The sequence below is a fragment of the Providencia sp. PROV114 genome (assembly GCF_032704305.1).
Classification (GTDB): Bacteria; Pseudomonadota; Gammaproteobacteria; order Enterobacterales; family Enterobacteriaceae; genus Providencia; species Providencia rettgeri.
In genome coordinates this window covers 2188770-2209605 of sequence record NZ_CP120528.1, presented here as the reverse complement: position 1 = coordinate 2209605, position 20836 = coordinate 2188770, and the positions used below count along the sequence as shown (strand labels likewise).

At 40.7% G+C, this 20836-nt stretch carries 19 protein-coding genes; 15 read left to right on the top strand and 4 right to left on the bottom strand.

Translation table 11 applies throughout. From position 1 onward, the window contains the following. The first annotated feature begins 82 nt into the window (after nucleotides 1-82). Genes P3L37_RS09735 through P3L37_RS09725 form a run of 3 tightly spaced genes read left to right on the top strand, consistent with a single transcriptional unit; the run spans nucleotide 83 to nucleotide 5822 of the window. On the top strand, nucleotides 83-2629 hold the full coding sequence (locus P3L37_RS09735) for a DUF5682 family protein (RefSeq protein WP_110731937.1): 2547 nt from the start codon (nucleotides 83-85) through the stop codon (nucleotides 2627-2629). Continuing rightward, nucleotides 2629-3783: a VWA domain-containing protein gene (locus tag P3L37_RS09730; protein WP_109912235.1), complete on the top strand. Its 1155-nt coding sequence runs from the start codon at nucleotides 2629-2631 to the stop codon at nucleotides 3781-3783. Before P3L37_RS09735 ends, P3L37_RS09730 begins: the two co-directional genes overlap by 1 nt. Beyond that, complete coding sequence (locus P3L37_RS09725) at nucleotides 3780-5822, top strand: SWIM zinc finger family protein (RefSeq protein WP_211888787.1); 2043 nt, start codon at nucleotides 3780-3782, stop codon at nucleotides 5820-5822. The genes P3L37_RS09730 and P3L37_RS09725 overlap by 4 nt, the downstream gene beginning before the upstream one ends. Before the next feature lie 46 nt (nucleotides 5823-5868). On the opposite strand, the gene P3L37_RS09720 is transcribed toward P3L37_RS09725, so the two are convergent. Further along, nucleotides 5869-6360 carry a MarR family winged helix-turn-helix transcriptional regulator gene (locus P3L37_RS09720; protein WP_109912237.1) on the bottom strand — a complete coding sequence of 164 codons (492 nt, stop codon included), beginning with the start codon at nucleotides 6358-6360 and terminating at the stop codon, nucleotides 5869-5871. A gap of 84 nt (nucleotides 6361-6444) precedes the next feature. Between P3L37_RS09720 and P3L37_RS09715 the strand changes: the two genes are divergently transcribed. The 3 genes from P3L37_RS09715 to P3L37_RS09705 all read left to right on the top strand — a co-directional run bounded on the left by P3L37_RS09715 (nucleotide 6445) and on the right by P3L37_RS09705 (nucleotide 9273). Further along, nucleotides 6445-7317, top strand: coding sequence for an EamA family transporter (locus P3L37_RS09715; protein WP_004910918.1), 873 nt, complete (start codon nucleotides 6445-6447; stop codon nucleotides 7315-7317). A 100-nt stretch (nucleotides 7318-7417) separates the two neighbouring features. Beyond that, nucleotides 7418-8053, top strand: a complete 636-nt coding sequence (gene alkB, locus P3L37_RS09710) for a DNA oxidative demethylase AlkB (protein WP_109912238.1) — start codon at nucleotides 7418-7420, stop codon at nucleotides 8051-8053. Between the two features lie 194 nt (nucleotides 8054-8247). After that, nucleotides 8248-9273 (top strand): threonine aldolase family protein, encoded by a 1026-nt coding sequence (locus tag P3L37_RS09705; protein WP_196718379.1) that lies wholly within the window; start codon nucleotides 8248-8250, stop codon nucleotides 9271-9273. 149 nt (nucleotides 9274-9422) lie between these two features. Here P3L37_RS09705 and P3L37_RS09700 read toward each other — a convergent pair whose 3' ends face one another. Continuing rightward, nucleotides 9423-10010: a TetR/AcrR family transcriptional regulator gene (locus tag P3L37_RS09700; protein WP_109912240.1), complete on the bottom strand. Its 588-nt coding sequence runs from the start codon at nucleotides 10008-10010 to the stop codon at nucleotides 9423-9425. 111 nt (nucleotides 10011-10121) lie between these two features. Here P3L37_RS09700 and P3L37_RS09695 point away from each other — a divergent pair, with 111 nt between their 5' ends. The 4 genes from P3L37_RS09695 (at nucleotide 10122) to P3L37_RS09680 (ending at nucleotide 13254) form a co-directional block, all read left to right on the top strand. Beyond that, nucleotides 10122-11339, top strand: coding sequence for an MFS transporter (locus tag P3L37_RS09695; protein WP_109912241.1), 1218 nt, complete (start codon nucleotides 10122-10124; stop codon nucleotides 11337-11339). 64 nt (nucleotides 11340-11403) lie between these two features. Next, entirely contained in the window at nucleotides 11404-11895 is a 492-nt protein-coding gene (locus tag P3L37_RS09690) for a GNAT family N-acetyltransferase (protein WP_109912242.1), read from the top strand. Nucleotides 11896-12030: 135 nt separating this feature from the next. Next, a complete protein-coding gene (locus P3L37_RS09685; protein WP_004910930.1) occupies nucleotides 12031-12495 on the top strand; it encodes a YaiI/YqxD family protein in 465 nt (154 codons plus the stop codon). A gap of 105 nt (nucleotides 12496-12600) precedes the next feature. After that, nucleotides 12601-13254 (top strand): LysE family transporter, encoded by a 654-nt coding sequence (locus P3L37_RS09680; protein ID WP_109912243.1) that lies wholly within the window; start codon nucleotides 12601-12603, stop codon nucleotides 13252-13254. Nucleotides 13255-13335: 81 nt separating this feature from the next. Here P3L37_RS09680 and mnmH read toward each other — a convergent pair whose 3' ends face one another. Beyond that, nucleotides 13336-14424, bottom strand: a complete 1089-nt coding sequence (gene mnmH, locus P3L37_RS09675; RefSeq protein ID WP_109912244.1) for a tRNA 2-selenouridine(34) synthase MnmH — start codon at nucleotides 14422-14424, stop codon at nucleotides 13336-13338. Nucleotides 14425-14580: 156 nt separating this feature from the next. Between mnmH and P3L37_RS09670 the strand changes: the two genes are divergently transcribed. The 3 genes from P3L37_RS09670 to yjjJ all read left to right on the top strand — a co-directional run bounded on the left by P3L37_RS09670 (nucleotide 14581) and on the right by yjjJ (nucleotide 16846). Next, nucleotides 14581-14844, top strand: a complete 264-nt coding sequence (locus P3L37_RS09670; protein ID WP_109912245.1) for a DUF3811 domain-containing protein — start codon at nucleotides 14581-14583, stop codon at nucleotides 14842-14844. 82 nt (nucleotides 14845-14926) lie between these two features. Beyond that, on the top strand, nucleotides 14927-15196 hold the full coding sequence (locus tag P3L37_RS09665; protein ID WP_181937002.1) for a hypothetical protein: 270 nt from the start codon (nucleotides 14927-14929) through the stop codon (nucleotides 15194-15196). Between the two features lie 345 nt (nucleotides 15197-15541). Continuing rightward, a complete protein-coding gene (gene yjjJ, locus P3L37_RS09660) occupies nucleotides 15542-16846 on the top strand; it encodes a type II toxin-antitoxin system HipA family toxin YjjJ (RefSeq protein ID WP_272667283.1) in 1305 nt (434 codons plus the stop codon). A gap of 254 nt (nucleotides 16847-17100) precedes the next feature. On the opposite strand, the gene P3L37_RS09655 is transcribed toward yjjJ, so the two are convergent. After that, entirely contained in the window at nucleotides 17101-17379 is a 279-nt protein-coding gene (locus P3L37_RS09655) for a VF530 family DNA-binding protein (RefSeq protein WP_004910941.1), read from the bottom strand. A 468-nt stretch (nucleotides 17380-17847) separates the two neighbouring features. Between P3L37_RS09655 and P3L37_RS09650 the strand changes: the two genes are divergently transcribed. Continuing rightward, entirely contained in the window at nucleotides 17848-18969 is a 1122-nt protein-coding gene (locus P3L37_RS09650) for a cupin domain-containing protein (RefSeq protein ID WP_110732281.1), read from the top strand. A gap of 163 nt (nucleotides 18970-19132) precedes the next feature. Beyond that, the gene (locus tag P3L37_RS09645) at nucleotides 19133-20761 is read left to right on the top strand and encodes a DUF4139 domain-containing protein (RefSeq protein WP_109912248.1); all 1629 of its coding nucleotides are present in this window, start codon (nucleotides 19133-19135) and stop codon (nucleotides 20759-20761) included. Nucleotides 20762-20836: the final 75 nt, after the last annotated feature.

The window sequence follows — 20836 nt, the reverse complement described above, 5'->3', positions numbered from 1 at the left end:
CTATGGTTCTACTAACCCCTCGTCATGATGATTGAATTAGTACTAGGCCATTTAAGACGAATAACCCTTAGGGAAATCAGCGGTGAGCTTGCTATCTATACCTTTACCAAAACGCATTGAAAATGCATTACACAACAGGCAACAACTTGAATCAGCCGGTATCTACTTTGCACCTATTCGGCATCATAGCCCCGCATGTGCATACAGCACGTTGTCGTTGATTGAACAAATCGAACCTGACTATGTTTTAATCGAGGGACCCGATAGTTTTAATGGGCTACTGGCGAGCTTATTACATCATGATACCCAGCCACCTGTCGCTATTATGGCACAAACAGAAGTAAAACCCGCACAAGTAGGAGATAAAAGTGACGTTGTCACTCGATCTGCTTATTTTCCTTTCTGTGAATATTCCCCTGAATGGCAGGCTTTACAAATCGGCCAACAACACCAAGCCCAGTTGCGTTTCATTGACTTACCATGGACAGCGCAAGTTAATGAAGACGAAGCCAATGAGTTGCAATCTCAAAGTTTGCAGAAAGAACGCTACTTAGCCCATAGCCTATTTATTAGCCAGCTTGCGAAAAAAAGTGGTTGCCGTGACCATGATGAATTATGGGAGCAAATTTTTGAATTACGGGCGATTGAACAACTCGCGGATTGGCAGACATTTTTCATGGATAGCTTTATTTGGTGTGCATTGGCACGGCTTGATTATGAGCCCCAAGTCCTTGAAGCAGAAGGCTCTATACAGCGTGAGCGCTATATGCAAGCGCATATCCAGACCATTAAAGCCCAGCACCCACAAGCTAAAATTGTGGTGGTGACGGGAGGATTCCATACCCTTGCGCTTCTTGAAGGGTTAGAAGAGACTCGCAATCAACAATTTAAGCTTTCTGTAGCACAACAAAAAGCGTTTATTCAACAACAAAAATTGGGTGAACAAGACAAGGCTTGGTTTATTCGCTATAGCTATGACAAACTTGATGCATTAAATGGCTATGCATCCGGCATGCCTTCTCCTGCATTTTACCAACAATCATGGTTGTCATTATTGCAGCAACGCCAAGCACAGTTGACAGGCGATAACCAGCCTACGCAGGCTTATCGAAACCGTTTAGGTGTTGCCTATCTTTCTAAAGTTGCGAATATCTTACGTGAAAGGCAATTTGAAGCGGCTCCCGGGTTTTTATCGGTTAAACTGGCTGCAGAGCAAAGCATTCGCCTTGCCGTCTTTCGTGGGCATGCAGGCCCAGGGCGTTATGACCTGTTGGATGGGTTACAAAGCGTTTTTATCAAAGGTAGCTTAGATGAAAGCCAAGTTGAACTTTGGCAGGAAATAAAAACCTGTTTTTCCGGCTTTTTACTCGGAAAAATTCCCAAAGAGACAGCAACACCTCCGTTAGTCACTGAAACTTATGAATTAGCAAAAAGTTTTCGTTTCAAACTTGATGATACCTTAAGTAAGGTGAGCCGCTTAGATGTTTATCGTAACCAACAACATCGTGCGCGCAGCCGATTTCTGCATTTACTAGCATTTCTTGATATCCATTTTGCTAAGCTGCTCTCTGGGCCAAACTTTTTGTCGGGTAACCAAATGGATTTATTATTTGAAGAATGGCAATACGCATGGACGCCTAATGTTGAGGGGGAATTGATTGCATTATCGGAAAAAGGAACGCAATTAAAAGCTATCGCGCTAGCCCGTTTGTTTGAAATGGAAAAAAACCTAGAACAACAAGGGGTTAGTCGCTCAAGCCAAAGTGCGGTTGCACTCCTTATGCAAGCCGCGTTAATTGGGTTACATCAACGGATGCCCGCATTATTTTCTTTGTTGGATGGTTATATTCAGCAGGATACAAAGTTTGAATCATTGATTGCTTGTGGTCATAAACTGGTTCATCTTTGGAGGGGGCGTCAATTCTTTGATATTGAAGATAATTTTGCTATCGAAGCGCGTTTAGATGCCTTATTACAACAAGCATTTTATTGTTTTGCTCAAATTACACAAGGGGATGAACAGCAGCAAGAGCCTCATTTTTCAGCATTACTTTCTTGCCGTGAATTAATCACTTTTATGCCTGAAATTAATAACAGCCATGACTACACCAATGATTTTTATCAGGCATTAGGCCGTTGTGAAGGTCAGTTAAATCAGACACCGCTTTTAAAAGGCGCAGTGGATGCTTTGCGTTACCTTGGGGCGAAAATTGATGAAACCGTCCTGACAGATGAAATTAGGCGCGCGTTCAGCACAGGCAGTGATCCTGAAATGGCAATTGGCTATTTTATCGGTGTGATGCGAACAGCACCAGAGTTAGTCTTACGCATACCATTATTAATTGATATGTTAAATCAGTTGCTTAGTGAATGGGATGAAGGGCGTTTTATTCAGGTGTTACCTGATTTACGGTTTGCGTTTAGCCAGTTAACGCCTAAACAAAATGCACAAATGGCACAATATGTGGCACAAGACTTGGCGATTGAGGCAAAAGAACTCACATTGCACCAGACAGAATTTAATGAACAACAGATGATGGAAGTGATTCAACTCGAACAACAATTACAGAGCCAGCTGATTGAACTAGGGTTACAGGATTGGTTTGCTCGTGCTCAGGATGACAAATAATGAGTCAGAAAAATACGACATTAACCCCTGAACAACTTCAATTGGCTAAGCGCTGGCGCTTAGTCCTCGGGCAATATGCCGATAACGCGCTGGGCCAAGCCACCTTTAGTGCTGAAGAGTTGAAAATAGAACGTTCTTTGGATTTTTTATATCGCCGAGAATACCAACGTCGAGGCTTAAAACAAGAAGCTGGACGCCACGGCTCCTTAGATGCTTCTCAATTAACGGCGGTTAACTGGTTAAATCAAGCACGTAAATTATTTCCTAATAGTACTTTTGAGCGGATGCAATCCCAAGCGTTAGAACGTTATGAGATCAGTAGCTTACTAAAGGATCCACAGGCGCTCAATGCCATGGAACCGACAAAATCCCTCGCTAAAGCCTTGTTAAGCTTACGCGGGAAAATGAATGAAGAAACCCGTGATGCCGTTAAAAATATTATACGTAAAGTAGTTGATGATATTTTAAGTCAAATGCGTAACCAATTTCGTCACGCATTAACAGGGCGGCGTAACCGTTTTCAACGTTCACTGATCCCAAACAGCCGTAATTTTGATTGGCGAGGGACTATCGCTGCCAATTTGAAGAATTACGATAAGCAAAATCAACGGTTAGTTATCAAAACACCCCATTTTAATTCTCGTCAGCAACAGCATTTACCATGGGATGTGATCTTGTGTGTGGACCAAAGCGGCTCGATGGCGAGCTCTATTATGTATGCCGCGGTGTGTGCGAGTATATTAGCGGCATTGCCGACAGTGCGTGTCTCTTTAGTGATTTTTGATACTCAAGTGGTAGATTTAAGCCATCTTGCGCATGATCCCGTTGAAGTGTTAATGACAGTGCAACTGGGCGGCGGAACAGATATCGCTAAAGCCATGCAATATTGCGAAAGCTTAATACGTAACCCAAAACGTACCGTGATTAGCTTAATTAGTGATTTTGAAGAGGGTGGCGCGCTGAATCATTTACTCAATTGCACACAGCGTTTACATAGCCAACAAGTGAAATTATTAGGTTTAGCTGCGTTGGATGACGAGGCACTCCCTGTTTATGACCCTGAAATTGCCCAAAAACTCGCAGATAGAGGGATGCATGTTGCAGCATTAACACCGGAGCATTTTGCGCAATGGTTAGCAGAGGTCATGCAATGAGTTGGAAAAACAGTTACCTACAGTATGACGACGACGCATTAGTCGTATTAGCGAATGTGGGGTTACTCAGGCGTGCACGCAAAGATGTTGAAAACCAAAAGGTTAATCCAACGGACTTAAACCTTGGGACATTCACGAGTGATGGGCAATGTGTCTCTTTAGATGCGCAAGGGATCCAAAAAGCCACTTGCGATTGCCCAGCAACGGGATGCTGTAAACACATTTTGGCAGCAGTTTTATGGATTCAATCGAATACAGCCGCAGAAATGACTTCAGCAGAGCCGGTAGCTAGTGAAACGGTGCTAAGTGAATTATTAGCATTATTACCAGAAAGCTTAATTAAACAAACACCGAAACCTGATATTCGTTTAGCGTTGAGATTTATGCAGGTATGGCAAGATAAAGAGCTGGTTTATGAAGCACATTCTAGCCAGTTAAAAATTATCCTACCAGAATATGATGAGCCAATTATTTATATGCGAGGTAGTGGTTTGCAGGGCATGATTTCATCAATACCTGAAAAACAAAAAAATGCAGTTCATCTCGCTATTATTGCAAAATTAATGCATCAGCATGGCCAACCATGGCAATGGCCAGAGGAGATAACCGTAGGTCAAACTCATCAACAAGAGCTGACCCAAGACGATAAAATGGTGATGGGTTCAGTTGAGCAATTCATTCAGGATATGTTACGACAAGGGCTATCACATATTAGCCAAAGCAGTGCTAGCCAGTTGCAATTACTAAATATGTCAGCACGTGCGGAAGGGTTGCCTCGCTTAGCCAATTATATGAAACGCCTTAGCCAGCAAGTTAAACGCTTAGCCGATAAACATTTTACGATGGATGAAGGGCAAGTTTTACGGTTAATTGCTGAAATATCTGCTTATATGTATCAATTATCAACAGCCAATGAACATCAGCTTATGGCACTCAAAGGGTTACAAAGACGGCAGTATACCGACCAACCCATAGAGTTTGATTTGCTGCCTATCGATGCGAATTGGTGGAAAACAGATAGCGGTGCGATCGGTGCTACATTGAGTTTTTGGGATCAACAAAATAAAAAAATTATTCAATGCACACAGGGGCGTGGAAATAGCCTTGACCCGACGTTTAACCGACAAAATGTTTGGCAAACCTTGGCGTTATGGAAACATACCGCAGTAAGTTTGATGAAAAGCCCCTTTAAATTGCATTTACCAAGGTTATCAGAGGAAGGGAAATTATCAGCTAGCGGTGAAAGCTATGCAGTTAGCTGCAAAGAAAAAGGATTAACAACTGATGATTATCTTAATATCAAAGCTGAATTCGGTTATACCGACTGGCAATCAGCGGCTAACGAATTACCGACATTTATACAAGAGAATAGGTTTTCGCCCATTTTATTGCATATTACTGATTATGAGCCGCTCTATTGGGATGAAACCGAACAATGTGTATTGTGGACGGTGATTGATTCACAAAAAAACAGGGCGTTTTTACGGCTAAATTGGCAAGGAAGTGATGACCATAAAATTGAGGAATTGCGTTTTATTACAAAGCAGCAATGGCCAATTTGTGCTGTGACGGTGCAGGTGAGCCATTCACAAGAAGTGCTTCAATTAATCCCCAAAACATTATGGTTAAAAAAAGAACATGGTATTGAGCTGTTCTATTTAGATTTTGAAAGTACACCGCGTAAGAAACAACGTTCTGGTTTTTTTAATAAAATTATCGAATATATGGTGAAAAAACAGCAAAAAAACCAAGTTTTTGTACCTGAATTAACGTTGGCTAGTCAGCTTGTTCGGCCGCTACTTTCGGTATTAGAAACTCAAGCATGTACAGGAAGGCAGCGTTTATCTCAGACTCAACAAGATGAAATAGCGTATGTCGTTAGAACACTTGAAGATTTGGGGGCGCTTTGGTTGGCTAATCAGTTCAAACCTTTGGTGGCTTCCGGCGCTATACAACCCCAATTACTTTTACAATTAGTTTATTTATGTGACCATTTTGAACGGTTACAAATGCCATTACCTTTTCAATTTAGCCAATAACATGAGGGGAGGTATTCCCCCATGTTATGTTCAACACAACGTATTATTATTCATTAGATTCAAATGACGCTAAGAATGTCCGTAATAACTGGTTCAACGCATGTTGCTCTTGTTGAGACAAGTTAGCGACGAGGCGAGCCTGGTTTTGTGTGTGTGCTTCAATAAGTTGGTTGATTAACGTTAACCCTTCGGGAGTTAATGAAACCAAAAAGCCGCGGCCGTCATCAGGGTTAGTATGGCGGCTGACTAACCCCGCTTTTTCCAATTGGTCTATTCGGTTGGTCATCGTTCCTGATGTGACCATCAACGTTGATAACATTTCTCCTGGGCTCAGTGTATAGGGGGCACCTGCACGCCGTAAAGTCGCAAGTACATCAAAGCTTGAACGGTTAAGGCCAAACTGAGCGAAGACCTTTTCCATTTCCCGAGTTAAGTGGAACGCGACATTACCTAGCCGGCCAATTAGCCCCATTGGGCTAATATCGAGGTCAGGGCGCTCTCTTTCCCACTGTTGAGTGATTTTATCTATTCTATCCATAGGCAAATAATGGCGGTTATTTATCTTGACGTCAAGGTAAAGTGCACATATCTTGACTTCAAGATAAATTAAGAGAATAGAAATATGAATCGTATAACGGTTTTAGGGTTGACAGCATTAGCACCAATTGTGTGGGGAAGCACATATCTAGTGACAACAGAGATGTTACCCGCAGGGATACCATTAACATTGGCGGTATTACGCGCGTTACCTGCAGGATTACTATTGATACTTGTGTTACGAAAACTCCCCGAAGGCATTTGGTGGTTGCGGGTAGTGGTATTAGGTGTTTTAAACTTTTCTTTATTTTGGTGGCTATTGTTTATTGCTGCGTATCGCTTACCTGGTGGTGTCGCCGCAACGGTTGGCGCTGTACAGCCATTAATTGTGCTATTTTTAAGCCGCTGGCTGTTAAATAACCGTTTATCTGCGGTATCCATTATGGCATCAATAGCAGGGGTATTCGGGGTAGCTATATTGCTCTTAACACCGAATGCCGCCTTAGACCCTTTAGGTATTATTGCTGGGTTAGCAGGGGCATTTTCAATGGCTGCGGGGACGGTTTTGAGTCGCCGGTGGCAGCCACCAGTCAGTGCTTTAACCTTTACTTCATGGCAATTAACCGCGGGAGGATTAGTATTATTACCGTTTGCCATTATATTTGAGCCGGCTTTACCAACGTTAAGTTCACTAAATTTAATTGGTTTAGGGTATCTCACGCTTATTGGCGGTGCATTAACTTACGCCTTATGGTTCCGCGGACTGGCAATATTAGGTCCAAGTTCAGTGGCGTCACTGGGTTTTTTAAGCCCCGTGAGTGCGGTGGTTTTGGGATGGTTTTATCTCAATCAACAGCTTAGTACCTTGCAATTTATCGGCATGGTTGTCATTTTACTCAGTGTGTGGGCGAGTCAGCGAGCGGAAACAAGAAAAGTCACTCTAGCTTATCAACGTTAAAGTTAACCCTGTAGGTTGCTCATTGAATGTGATGAGCAACTTTTTTTCCTGTGTTAACATTCATTAGAGCATTCACTCAGACTATTAAACAGTGGCTAATATGTTATTTCCTGATGAAGATAATACCGTACAAATTGCACCAGAGGCTTTTTTACTCAAAGGGTTTCTACTGGGGCAAACTGATGCATTATTGCAGTCATTAAACAACATTATTGCAGCTAACCCCTTAAGACATATGACGACACCAAATGGCTACTCAATGTCTGCCGCAATGACTAACTGCGGTGACTGGGGTTGGGTAACTGATGAAAAGGGATATCGCTATAGTCAGCGTGACCCTGTCACTAATGAGCCTTGGCAACCCATACCAATTTCCTTTGTTCAATTGGCCACTTCTGCAGCGAGCACTGCTGGCTTTGATCATTTTATCCCTGATGCTTGCTTGATTAACCGCTATGCCGTTGGTGCTGCGATGGCATTGCACCAAGACAAAGACGAAACTGATTTTACTCAGCCGATTGTCTCTTTTTCTTTAGGGTTACCCACAACATTTGATTTTGGTGGAGTAACTCGAGATGCGCCCAAAGTTGCTATTTATATAGAGCATGGCGATGTTTTGGTATGGGGAGGCCAGTCACGATTAAATTACCATGGGGTGCGTCGAGTTAAATCAGGTGTGCACCCGCTGTTAGGCCCGTATCGATATAACTTGACGTTTAGGCATTCTCAACCCTGAATTCACCTTTTACAGTATGCCAATTTATCAATGAAATAGACTATGAATGACTTAATATTTAATTTCAGCAACTTAAATAATATTAATCGTTAACTTTGGTATTTATATAGCAAAAATATCATTGAATAATGAATTGGAACCCCCTATAAATAATGGCTATAAATTAATATAACTAGTTATTGATAGGTAAGTGAATGTATAGCTTTTTAAATGATTATAACGAAATAGCTCATCCGGCAGTTATGCAAGTCCTAAATAATTTATCAGGGAAACGTTTCAAAGGTTATGGCACTGATGAGATTTGTCGTCGTGTAGCAGATAAAATTAGATTAAGAATTGGCCAGCCTAATGCGGAAATTCATTTTTTTAATGGCGGTACAATCACTAATCTAACCACGATTTCCCATGTTTTACGACCACACCAAGCGGTTATCACTGTAGACAGCGGGCATATCGCAGTTCATGAAACAGGGGCGATTGAAGCAACCGGCCATAAAGTTATTACTGTTGATTCACTATCAGGCAAATTAGCGCCAGAACATATCATCAAAGTACTGTCTGAGCATAATGATGAACATACTGTCCAACCTAAGCTTGTTTATATTAGTAATTCAACTGAAATTGGCACCGTTTACCGTAAAGAAGAGTTAGTTGCATTACGCGAGGTTTGTGATGCTCATAACTTACTGCTATTTATGGATGGCGCTCGCTTATCTTCAGGTTTAATGTCGAAATATAGTGATTTAACGATTGAAGATGTTGCGCAGTTAACTGATATTTTTTATATCGGTGGAACGAAAATTGGTGCATTAACCGGGGAGATATTGGTGATTGTAAACCCAGCACTGCAATCTGATTTTCGTTTTAGTATTAAACAAAAAGGTGGGTTACAAGCCAAAGGTTGGCTGCTTGCTGCCCAGTTTGAGCCGCTGTTTAATAATGATTTGTATTTTAAATTGGGGCGTCATCTTAATGAGATGGCTTCACAATTAGCTTCATTTTTTGCCGAAAAGGGATTTCAGTTTCTTGCGCCCGTTGAATCAAACCAAGTTTTTGTTATTTTCCCAGATGCACTGGCGAATAAATTATTAGGGCATTATCAATTAAGTCAAATATGTAAACCGACACCAGAGACCACCTGTATTCGTTTTTGTACCTCGTGGTCAACAACTCAGCAAGATGTCGATAAATTAAAACAGACTTTCCAAGCTCTACTTTAGATAATTCATTAACCCAATAAATATTTCCTATTTTTCGCCTATATTTATTGGGTTTTATTTATCATGGTGGCGGTATATTGAGGATTTTACTGAGCAATTATATTGTTGGTACTGATACAATATCCGTGCCAGCGAAAGGTAACACCGAGCTAATCTTTCGTGAGTAATAGCCCTGATAACAACATATCTATGGCATCGACACTTTTCTTTAGTCGCTGTTGACTATCACCTTGCGAGATCCAATAAGCTGCCTCAGCGAGCCCACCATTAATTAAAAAAGCCAATGCATGGGTATCAATACTTTTAATAACGCCATTTTGGACTAGCTGATGAAGCAGGTGTTCAATTTGTTCAGTACACTGTAAGTTTGATTTAGCCAAAAAATCGCCTAAAACGGCTTTTGCGTCACGCAAAATAATTTGTTGATACTCCGGTTCTAATGCCATTTCTAAGTAGGCGTGACAACGCTGACAAAAACTATTCCATAGGTCTTCAGTATGGAGAGTAATTGCTTGTAAACGGGCATTCATTTGTGAGTCAATTTGTTCAACAACGGCAGTAAATAAACCTTGTTTATCACCAAAGTGGTGGTAAAGGGCTCCGCGTGTGAGATTAACGCTTGCTGCTATTTCATCCATTGAGGTTTCTGCATAACCAAGCCGGCTAAAGTGCTCTCGTGCTGTAGTTAATAAATTTGCACGTGTTTCTGCCATTTGAGCTTGCGTTCTTCTTGCCATTAAAAGCCTCTTACATACATAGCGTATAATTATTTACATTCAATGTGTATGATTATATCATGATTATACATACGCAAGGTATGTATAATTAAATTTCATTTTGGAGCTCATATGATAGGTCGCTATCAGCAGTTATTTCAGGCAAAAGAAAACCAACGTTTTGTGATAGCAGGGTTACTGGCACGTTTATCGTTACCGATGATGGGGATCGGGATCATTACCTTGTTAGCGCAACTAAAAGGAAGCTATACCTTAGCAGGGCTTGTTTCTGCAACTTTTGTCTTAACTTATGCGTTACTATCTCCACAAGTTTCTCGCTTAGTGGATAAATATGGTCAATTTCGCGTCTTGCCAGTGGTGACCGTAATCAGTGTGCTTGGTGTGTTTATTATTATCTTAACTACGTGGTTATCATTACCCGATATCGGCTTATTTATCGGAGCTTTATTAACGGGGGCGATGCCCAGTATGTCTGCCATGGTAAGGGCTAGGTGGACTGCGCTGTATAAAGATCAACCCATACTACAAACAGCCTATTCATTAGAAACCGTATTTGATGATGCCACTTTTATTGTTGGCCCTCCGTTATCTGTCGGGATCACTGTCGCTTTATTTCCTCAAGCAGGTTTACTGGTTGCGGCAATTTTATTAGCCGTGGGAATGGCTTTATTTATTTCACAGCGAAGCACAGAACCCAAAGTTGTGGCGCATGACTCTCTTGTATTGGTGAATAAATCAATTATTTCAATGATTGGCTTGCAGTTGTTGATTGTATTAATGATTGCTTTAGGTGTGATTGTTGGCAGTGTGGATATTTTAAGTGTCACGTTGGCTCAATTACAACAGCAACCAGCGATGGCCAGTTTAGTGTTATCGGCCTATGCGATCGGTTCATGTGCGATGGGGCTTGTATTTGGCGGATTAACCTTTAACACACCGTTATCACGTTTATTATTCCTCAGTGGCTTAATGACGTTTCTTTCTATTGTGCCAATGTGGTGGGTGGTAGGTGTTTATTCTTTGTCTGTGGTGGTGTTTATTTCAGGATTGTTCTTTGCACCGACGATGATTATTGCAATGACATTAGTTGAGAGAATTGTTCCACGGAATAAATTAACAGAAGGAATGACATGGTTACTCGCAGGGTTAAATATTGGCGTTGCGATTGGTGCGATGCTAACGGGCAAAATGGTGGATACCTATGGTCCTTATGCAGGTTATGCCGTCGCAATCTCTGGTGGAGTTTTAGTTTTCATTTCAACATGGCTGAGCTACTTACGGGATAAAACACAACAAAAAATGGCAGTTGAATGTGAGGAATACCATTAAAAACAACGAAAAAATAAACCATGTAGTGATAAAATCATAAAAAATAATTTAATGAGGTAATTTCATGCATTCTCCAGTCTTTCGCACTGCCACACTTGATGATGTTGACGCCTGTTATGCGATTGAAATCGAATCCTATGAAGGGGATGAAGCGGCAACAAAAGAAAAAATAGCAACACGAGTTCAGCAATATCCAGACGGTTTTTTATGTATGGAATTAGCCGGGGAAGTCGTTGGTTTTATTAATTCGGGTTGTGCATGGGATGTTGTGATGTCGGATGAAGAGTTTAAAGAACTCATTGGGCATGACTCACAAGCACCAAATGTCGTTATTATGTCAGTGGTAGTGCATCCCAAGTATCAAGGTAAAGGCTATTCATCTTTACTGATGAAAAGGTTTATCAATGACATGAAGGATATGAATAAAAAAACGATTCATCTTATGTGCAAAGAACGCCATATTGACCTGTATAAGCATTTTGGCTACCAATATATAAAACCATCAGAATCTGACCATGGTGGAATGACGTGGCATGAAATGGTAATGAAACTGTAAACCTATTTTCTCAAGCCCACTATTTTGAGGCCGTCTGAGTGAGCTTGGGAGTTTTTCCATACGAAGTATCTAACGTGTAATTTTGTTGTCTGATATGATATCTCATCATAGATAATCACCATTTGGGAAGTAATAATGATAATTTGGGTTGATGCGGATGCCTGTCCAAAAGTAATTAAAGAAGTTTTATACCGAGCAGCAGATAGGGAAAAAGTGCAAATAACATTTGTTGCGAACCAACGCTTAACAGTACCTCCATCTCCTTTTTTAAAAACCTTGCAGGTGCCCGCAGGATTTGATGTAGCGGATAATGAAATTGTATTACGAGCTCAAAAAGATGATTTAGTGATCACTGCAGATATCCCATTAGCCGCAGAAGTTATGGAAAAGGGCGCCAATGCATTGAATCCTCGTGGTGAACGCTATAGCGAAGCGACTATTCGTGAACGTCTTAATATTCGTGACTTTATGGATACCATGAGAGCCAGTGGCATCCAAACGGGAGGGCCTGCAAGTCTAAACCAGAAAGACAGGCAACAATTTGCTAATGAGTTAGATAAATGGCTGTTGCAACGTAAGAAATCACTAGCGTCATCATAAGCCAGCACATTTTTTGATTTAAGCTCAGAAAATGTGCATAGTAAAACAGAATTACAATCTATACCGTGTCTATAATGGTTAACCTTAAATTTTTGAAGAAAAATAATGGACCCATTACACAGTATTATCATCACGCTATTCTTATTTATACTGACCTTTTTTAATCCTGGAGCAAATTTGTTTATTGTGGTGCAAACCACATTGAGCTCAGGTAAAAAAGCTGGATTAACTTGTGGTTATGGTGTGGTGCTAGGCAATGCCATTTATTCGGGGCTCGGTTTATTCGGTCTTGTCACATTAATGGCTGAATTTGGCTCATTATTTTCACTGATTAAAATTCTTGGTGGCTTATATTTGCTTTATTACGCGCTAAGTGTATTTAATAACAAAACGCAACTTAATCTGTCCACCGAAAATACTACGGAACATTTCCCATCTGGTATCTATTTTAGGCGGGGGCTAATTTCTGATTTATCAAACCCCCAAACCGTTTTATTTTTTATGAGTATTTTTTCAACGACCATTTCGCCATCAACACCATTATGGGCTAAATTAGTCATTTGGCTGGGAATTGTTATTGCATCATTAGTTTGGCGGGTTATTTTATGCCAAACATTCTCTTTAACTTCTGTTCGTAGAACCTATTCACGAGTTCATAAAGTGGTCGGTAAAGGTGTTGGGTTAATTCTAGGGGCGTTGGCAACAAGGTTGATTTACCAAGGGTTCAGCGAATTGGCTATGAAGAAATCACCGTTCTAGATTTACTGATGAAGAAGTCATTGCTATATAAAATAGCCTCAGACTTTGCGATGAGGCTATTTATAGTGGAATAAAATGAATTCATTGATGCGTTAACCAATGTTCAACTTCTTGATAATTACCGCGAAAAATGATGCGGTGTTGTTTTTTACTTAATTGATAGCGATACATTGGGTCATAATACTCATTCAACAATGGGATTAACCACGAAAAATGTGTCTGGGTATCTCCGGTTGTTTTTTGGTCTGCTAAAGCACGCTCAAGTAAATGCGTCAATTCGATTGTCCGCTGTGATCCTAACCGTTTACGGATGGCAAACAGACCATGATGTAAATAGTCGCTATATTCCTGCCAGCCACGCTCGAAACCAAAAGTCGCTATAAAATCTTGCGTCATACGGTCAAAATATTCATATTTTAAACGCTCAAGACGCAGTTCAAAAGGGTCATCAATAATAGCGATTGGCGCTTTTTCCATTTGTGCGCGTAGTTCAAGTGGCAGGCTATTTGCACCAATGGCACGTCCTTCATCTTCCAGTACCCAACGCTGACATTGTTGGGCTTTTTTCAATAGCGTAACTGCTAAATAATTTTCAAAAGTGGCTTGAGTGTGCTGTTGTTGTAATGTACGACCAAACGAAGAGCCACGATGATGTGCGAGACCTTCTAAATCAATTCCGTTCGCTAAATGATGTACGAGAGTGGTTTTACCATTACCCGTACAGCCTCCCACTAAAATAATAGGACGTTGAACCAATTCATTAACGGCATCAATTGCTGTTTGTCGTAATGCTTTGTAACCACCATTGATGAGAGGGTATTCAATACCGGCCTCTTTTAACCAAGATTGCACGATATGTGACCGCATACCACCGCGTGCACAGCAAATATAGCCATTCATATTTTGTTTACAAGCTGCTATCCATGCAGTGATCCGAGCCATTTTAAGGTCACCACTGACAAGCTGGTGGCCTAATTCAACAGCTTTAGCCGAACCTTGTTGTTTATAGCATGTACCAACAGCTGCGCGTTCATCATCATTCATCAAAGGCAGGTTTATGGTATTCGGCATTGACCCTTGTTGAAATTCGATAGGCGCTCTGACATCGATAAGTGGTGTGCCAGTGGTTAAGATTTGACGAATATTTTGCGAAGAAGTGGTTAATTCCATAATAACAGAGAGATTCTTTAAAGTTGCAATGGGTTTACTATACTCTTAATCCTATTGCTTGGCATTAATGTTAGGTTTAAAACGAGGGTTAGTATTTTACTGCGTAATAATGATATATTGTCGTTAGGTATTTTAATATGAGTAAGGGGTAATACTATGAAGATGCTAACGATTCAAGAAATGACCGAAACTCAAAAAATCCAAGTGCGCACGAGACTCGCGCAAGAAAGGAAGAAACTAGGCCGTGAATTAACCAATTCTGAGCAGAGCAAGGTAAGAAAACAAATTATTACCGAAATATCTCAAGAAGTCGAAAAACAAGCTAAAAAACGACGAGCAGAAAAGAAAAAAGATAAATTAGTACCCAGTGATATAACATACAGTTGGTCTTCACAAAATCACAAAAGAGGGTATCGTTAATTTTTAATCAGAGTGTTCCGCTAGTGATTTGCGTTAAGTGATTGTAATTTTATGCAATTCAAATCATTAAAAGATCTCTAAGATGAAAAAGATTACGTTATTATTCTTGTTATTTAGTAGTTTTGCTGTCGCAAAATCCCATTATCATGGGAAACCATCCCGTAATGATTCTGTTGTTGTGCATGTTTGCGCTTTATCTCCTTTTTCTAATTTTTATGCAGAAGCTGCAATGTCCGAGCAAACAGCACGAAACAAAACCTCTCGGCGTTGTGAATTAGGGCAAGGGCAAGGCAGTATTTTTTGTAAAGCTCAAGATGCGAAATGCAGTACCAGTAAAATTGGTTGGGTCTAGTGGGGAACACAATATAATCGGATTATTCGCTGTTTGCTCTCTTTGCATTTTTTGGCGATATAGGATCCCCAAGTTAAAGCAGAAGCCGACTCTCGGCCTTCTTGGGCAAAATTGCCAACGACCTTGTATTTTTCTATTCAATAAATTTCCTTTTTCTAGCGCTCTGGCAACTTCACTAAAAGTAACTGGTAATCCATGAATGCTATGAGTTAATACAACGGCTTTCAGTATCCAGCGGTGGTTGTTTAACTTCCACGTGACAAAAGTAGCGGTGGCTGATAGATTATCTATTCATATAGATATTCATTTATCTATTCATAAACCTATTCACTGAGTGATTAAATCATGACAAATAGACTTGAAATGATTCGTCAATTATTGCGTCGAGAGCCAGCAACGGCAAGGCAACTCGCTGATATAATGAATATTAGTCAGCCAACCATTTCTCGAGCGTTAACATCACTTGGTGAAGACATTGTTCGAATTGGTTCGGGCCCATCTATTCAATATGCTTTGCGTGATACTTTTCGCGGGTTTGACACGGCACCTATTTATCGCATCAGTGAAGAGGGAACCTTAAGGCCACTAGGGAAACTGATCCCAGTTTACCCCGGAGGATTTGTCATGGAGCAGGAAGATAATGTCTGCCTTTATAGTGATGGCCTGCCATGGTGGTTGTTTGATATGCGTCCACAGGGGTATCTTGGTCGGGCGTATGCATCAACTTATTCAGCAGAACTTGGTCTACCGGCTAACCCAGAACACTGGTCAGATAGCGATATAATAAGGGCTTTAATTACCCATGGTCATGATGCAGTAGGAAACTTATTAATTGGGGAGCAGGCAAAAAAGCAATTTTTGAATATGCCTTCACCGACACCTGTTGATCGAGCTATAACCTATCCCTCACTAGCATTGGCTGTCAGTTCTGGAGAAGCTCCAGGCTCATCAGCCGGTGGAGAGCAACCAAAATTTTGTACTTATACCGATCGTGGTCATGTACTCGTAAAATTTACGGCGCTGGACGATAACGTAATCAGCGAACGGTGGCGCGATTTATTGCAAGCTGAACATCTTGCGTTAAAAGTGCTTGGTGTAGAAACAGAAGTTTTTGATTTTGGTGGGCAGCGCTTTCTTGAAGTTCCTCGGTTTGACCGAGTAGGTTCACTGGGTCGCATAGGCCTTTTCTCTTTACAAGCTCTAGAAGCTGAGTTTGTTGGCAAAGCGATGAAACCTTGGCCTGTATTGGTGAATGACCTTGTCAAACAAGGGTATGTAGATGCCGATGCCGCCATTAGTACTGCGCGACTTTGGGCATTTGGCATGTTGATAGGAAATACGGATATGCACCATGGTAATTTATCATTTATTAGTAGCCATGGTCGTCCATATCAGCTTGCGCCAGCCTACGATATTTTGCCTATGGGGTTTGCTCCTAAATCGGGCGGTGAAATCGTAAACTCACTTCGAGTGGCAACTCTACTTGATGGGATCAGTGGGGATATTTGGCGAGAGGCGTTAGCACTAGCGGAAGAGTTTTTCACCTTGGTAAATAATTGTGATCGGTTATCAAATAATTTTGGCCGATGTCTTACTGCGTTGCGTAATCATCTTGATGAGGCGAGGTCACGCATATCCCGTTTGGAGTGAGGCTCATTGGTATAGATGTCAGTATTTTTCATTATTCATGAAAAGGTTAATTGCTTATGTAACCGATCGCCAAAATTGGGTTACGTAAGTTTTTAACCATGAAATTTCAACCCGATTTTGTGAAAGGGGTATTAACCAGCGGGGCGGCCGTAATGCCTAAACCTTAAACATCATTAAGGTAGATTTAAGGCTTAAGTAGATATTTGTTATGTATGATTGTGGTCATTAGTGAGGCGTTAATATTATCTTGGCTTTTAACGTCGTGAATTACACCATGGGTCATTAGGATATGCTCCCGTATTATCAATCGAATTGTTTTCTATCATATCCAAATAGAGTAACTCAACTTCAGTTCTTGCCCATGGCGTGCGACGAAGAAACTTTAAGCTAGATTTAATACTTGGATCTTTGTTAAAGCAGTTTATTTTTATAATGCGTCCAAGTTGGCTCCAACCGTATCTATCAACCAACGCATTAACTTGCATTTCTAGTGTAACTCCATGTAAAGGGTCTTTCGATTTATATTCACTCATTACGGCATATCCGAAGCATAGGCAGGTTATTATTAAGCGCATATAAATAAGCTGAATACCAATCTAAGTCAATAGGGTGTTAACAATGACTGAACGAGCAAGGCCTATTTTTGCCCTGAGATTCTATTTAACATAATATGCATTATGCGAACCTAAGTATGAAATGAAGAAATCCAGCGTTTTGGCTGGTTAATCCGTTGTTGGTTCTTTTTTGGTTTTAAACCCAATTTGACTTCATAAATCTTCCGTTTTGCAATAACTTCTATGGGTTCTGCAATTGCTCTGATATCTGTTAGTCCCATGCTAACTAACCTAATTCATATTATGATTATTGTGAGAAATGAATTCTGGCAATATGTTACGGATATTCCCACAAAAGTTATTGACCGACGTTTGACGCCAAACAAGAATATGACGGTGTATTACTTCTATAATTACCCGCTAATTTACTCATATAGATGTGGTCACATGGCTTACAAACTGAATCTTAACTGGCCTGAATTTTTAGAAAAATACTGGCAGAAAAAACCCGTTGTATTGAAAAATGCATTTCCTGATTTTGTCGACCCTATCACACCGGATGAACTGGCGGGCTTAGCCATGGAGCCGGAAGTTGACAGTCGCCTAGTCAGCTTTATTGATAACAAATGGGAAGCGAGTCACGGCCCGTTTGAAGATTTCAGCGAATTAGGCGAAAAAGGATGGTCACTACTGGTGCAAGCGGTCAACCATTGGCATATGCCAGCGGCCGAACTGGTAAAACCGTTTCGTGTACTACCCGAGTGGCGTCTTGATGATTTAATGATCTCCTATTCGGTGCCTGAAGGTGGTGTTGGACCTCATATTGATAACTATGATGTTTTCATCATCCAAGGTATGGGACGCCGCCGCTGGCGTGTGGGCGATGCCCTACCTATGCGTCAATTCTGCTCACATCCGGCATTATTACATGTCGACCCATTTGAACCGATTATTGACGTAGAAATAGCGCCTGGAGATATTCTGTATATTCCGCCGGGATTCCCTCATGATGGTTTCACTTTCGAAGATACCATGAACTATTCTGTCGGCTTTCGCGGGCCAACAGGACGTGATCTGCTGAGCAGTTTTGCAGACTATGCGCTGGAACAGGATTTAGGTGGCATAAATTATAGCGATCCTGACCTCACGGTGACTGAAAACACAGGCACCATGAAACCTCATGAGGTTGAACGTCTACGAGCCATGATGATTGAAATGATCAACAAACCGGGTGATTTTGAACAGTGGTTAGGCCGTTTTGCAACGACTCTACGTCATGAATTGGATATTGCGCCTGCGGAACCGCCATACCAACCGGAAGAAGTGCTGAGTGCACTGAATGATGGTGAAAAACTGATCCGACTGAGCGGTTTGCGTGTGATGCGTATTAATGAGCACTTTTTCGTGAATTCTGAAAGCTGGATTACCACAGAAACAAAGGGTGCGGATGCATTGTGCCAGTTTACGGAAGTCGACAGCAATGAACTTGGTAAGGCACTGAATAACCGAGATTTTGTTGCGCAATTAACCGAATTTATCAATCAAGGATATTGGTATTTCGAAGAATAAGTCGCCCCTGCCCAACAAGATAAAACACCTGCTGATGGGTGTTTTATCCCTTCTGTCCTTCTACTTTTGTCAGTTTTTAGGTTTTATCTGTTATCTAATAAAAGTCAAATAAGCTAGTTTTAGTCATTATCTTACTTAGCGGTACTTCTGATTGGAGTTAAAAATGACAGTTCCTACTCGGCTGGTCAGCGGCTTATTATTCGCAACACTTTTGGCTTCTCAACACGTACGTGCTGATGCTGAAACAAAACTAAATCAAGATGTTAAACTAAATCATGCAACCGTGTTTTTGCGCGGTGCTACCTTAGACAACAGTGTGACACTGTCACTTAATAAGGGGCAGACTGAGGTTGTTCTTACGAATATAGCAAGCAATATTGACGCTCGAACGCTTTCAATTGACTTTGATAATAGTGATGTGACTATTCGTTCCGTAAATGTACAAAATGTGGCAGTTACACCTACATACCCCGCCAATATTGTTGAATTACAAGAACAACAAAAGGACTTAGTTCAGCAAGTTGAAAACTTAAACATTGCAATTAAAGTCGGTGAAGAGCAATTAAGCTTATTGAAAGATCAGCGCTTTTTTGGGGAAAATAACGCGCAATCATTAGAACAGTCCTCTCAAAAGTTAGACTTTATACGTCAACAAATGACTTCAATATTGCATGAACAACAAAAATACCAATTAGAGATTGATAAGTTAGAAGAAAAACTTGCGATATTGCAAACGCAGATCGATGAAAAAATGCCCTCGTCTGTTGGCCAGCAAACTCAGATTGTCATGTTGGTCGATGCGGCTAAACCAACCATTGCACAGCTACAATTGTCCTATTTAACGCCTGATGCCGCGTGGTCACCAAGTTATGACATTCGTAGTCAGGACGTTGAGTCGCCAATCACCCTCACGTATAAAGCCAATTTAATTCAAAATACAGGCATTGATTGGGAAAAAGTCAATTTGACCTTATCGACGGTTAACCCATCAAAAAATATCACGCCTTCTGTTTTACAGCCTTGGCGCTTATCCGTTTATGATGATAATGCTCAAATAGCGCGTCAGGTTCGAATGAGGATGCCTGCAGCCCCTGTGGCAATGTATCAAGAAAATGGTGTTAGTGAGAAGAAAAAAACAATCAATTCAGGTATATCAGACTTTGTTACAACGTCTAATAATGGTATCAATTTAAATTATCAAATCGCCCTGCCTTATTCACTAAAAAGCGCGAACAAGCCGAATACTGTCACCATCAAACAACAAAATCTCGATGTAAAATACAAATATACCACCACGCCAAAACTGATTGAAGAGGTGTTCTTACAAGCAGATATCGACAATTGGCAATCACTTAACCTATTGAATGGAAATGCTAATATTTATTATGGTAATACATATATTGGCAACGTTATGATTAATGCAAATCAATTGGTTGATACATTACGAGTTCCTTTTGGTGTTGACAAGAGTATTCAAGTTTCCCGTGAACCAAATGAAAAAATAAAGAAAAAACCGAGTTTTATGGGATCAACAATCCAACAAACAGAAAGTTACTTGATCAAAGTAAAAAATATGCATGCGAAACCAGTTGAATTAACGGTTTATGACCAAATTCCGCTAAGTGAGGATAGTGAGATAAAAGTGTCTGAAATAGAGGATAAAAACGCAGTTACCAATAAAAGTACAGGTGAAATAGCCTGGGATATTACTTTAGAGCCTAATGAAGAAAAGCAAATTTCATTCAGTTATACATTGAGCTATCCAAAAGACAAACAAATATTAGGGTTATAACAATTTTTGTAGTTAATGTTAGATGGCGTTAGAATAACGCCATGCTGACACAACAATAACAAATTTGAGGTTTCC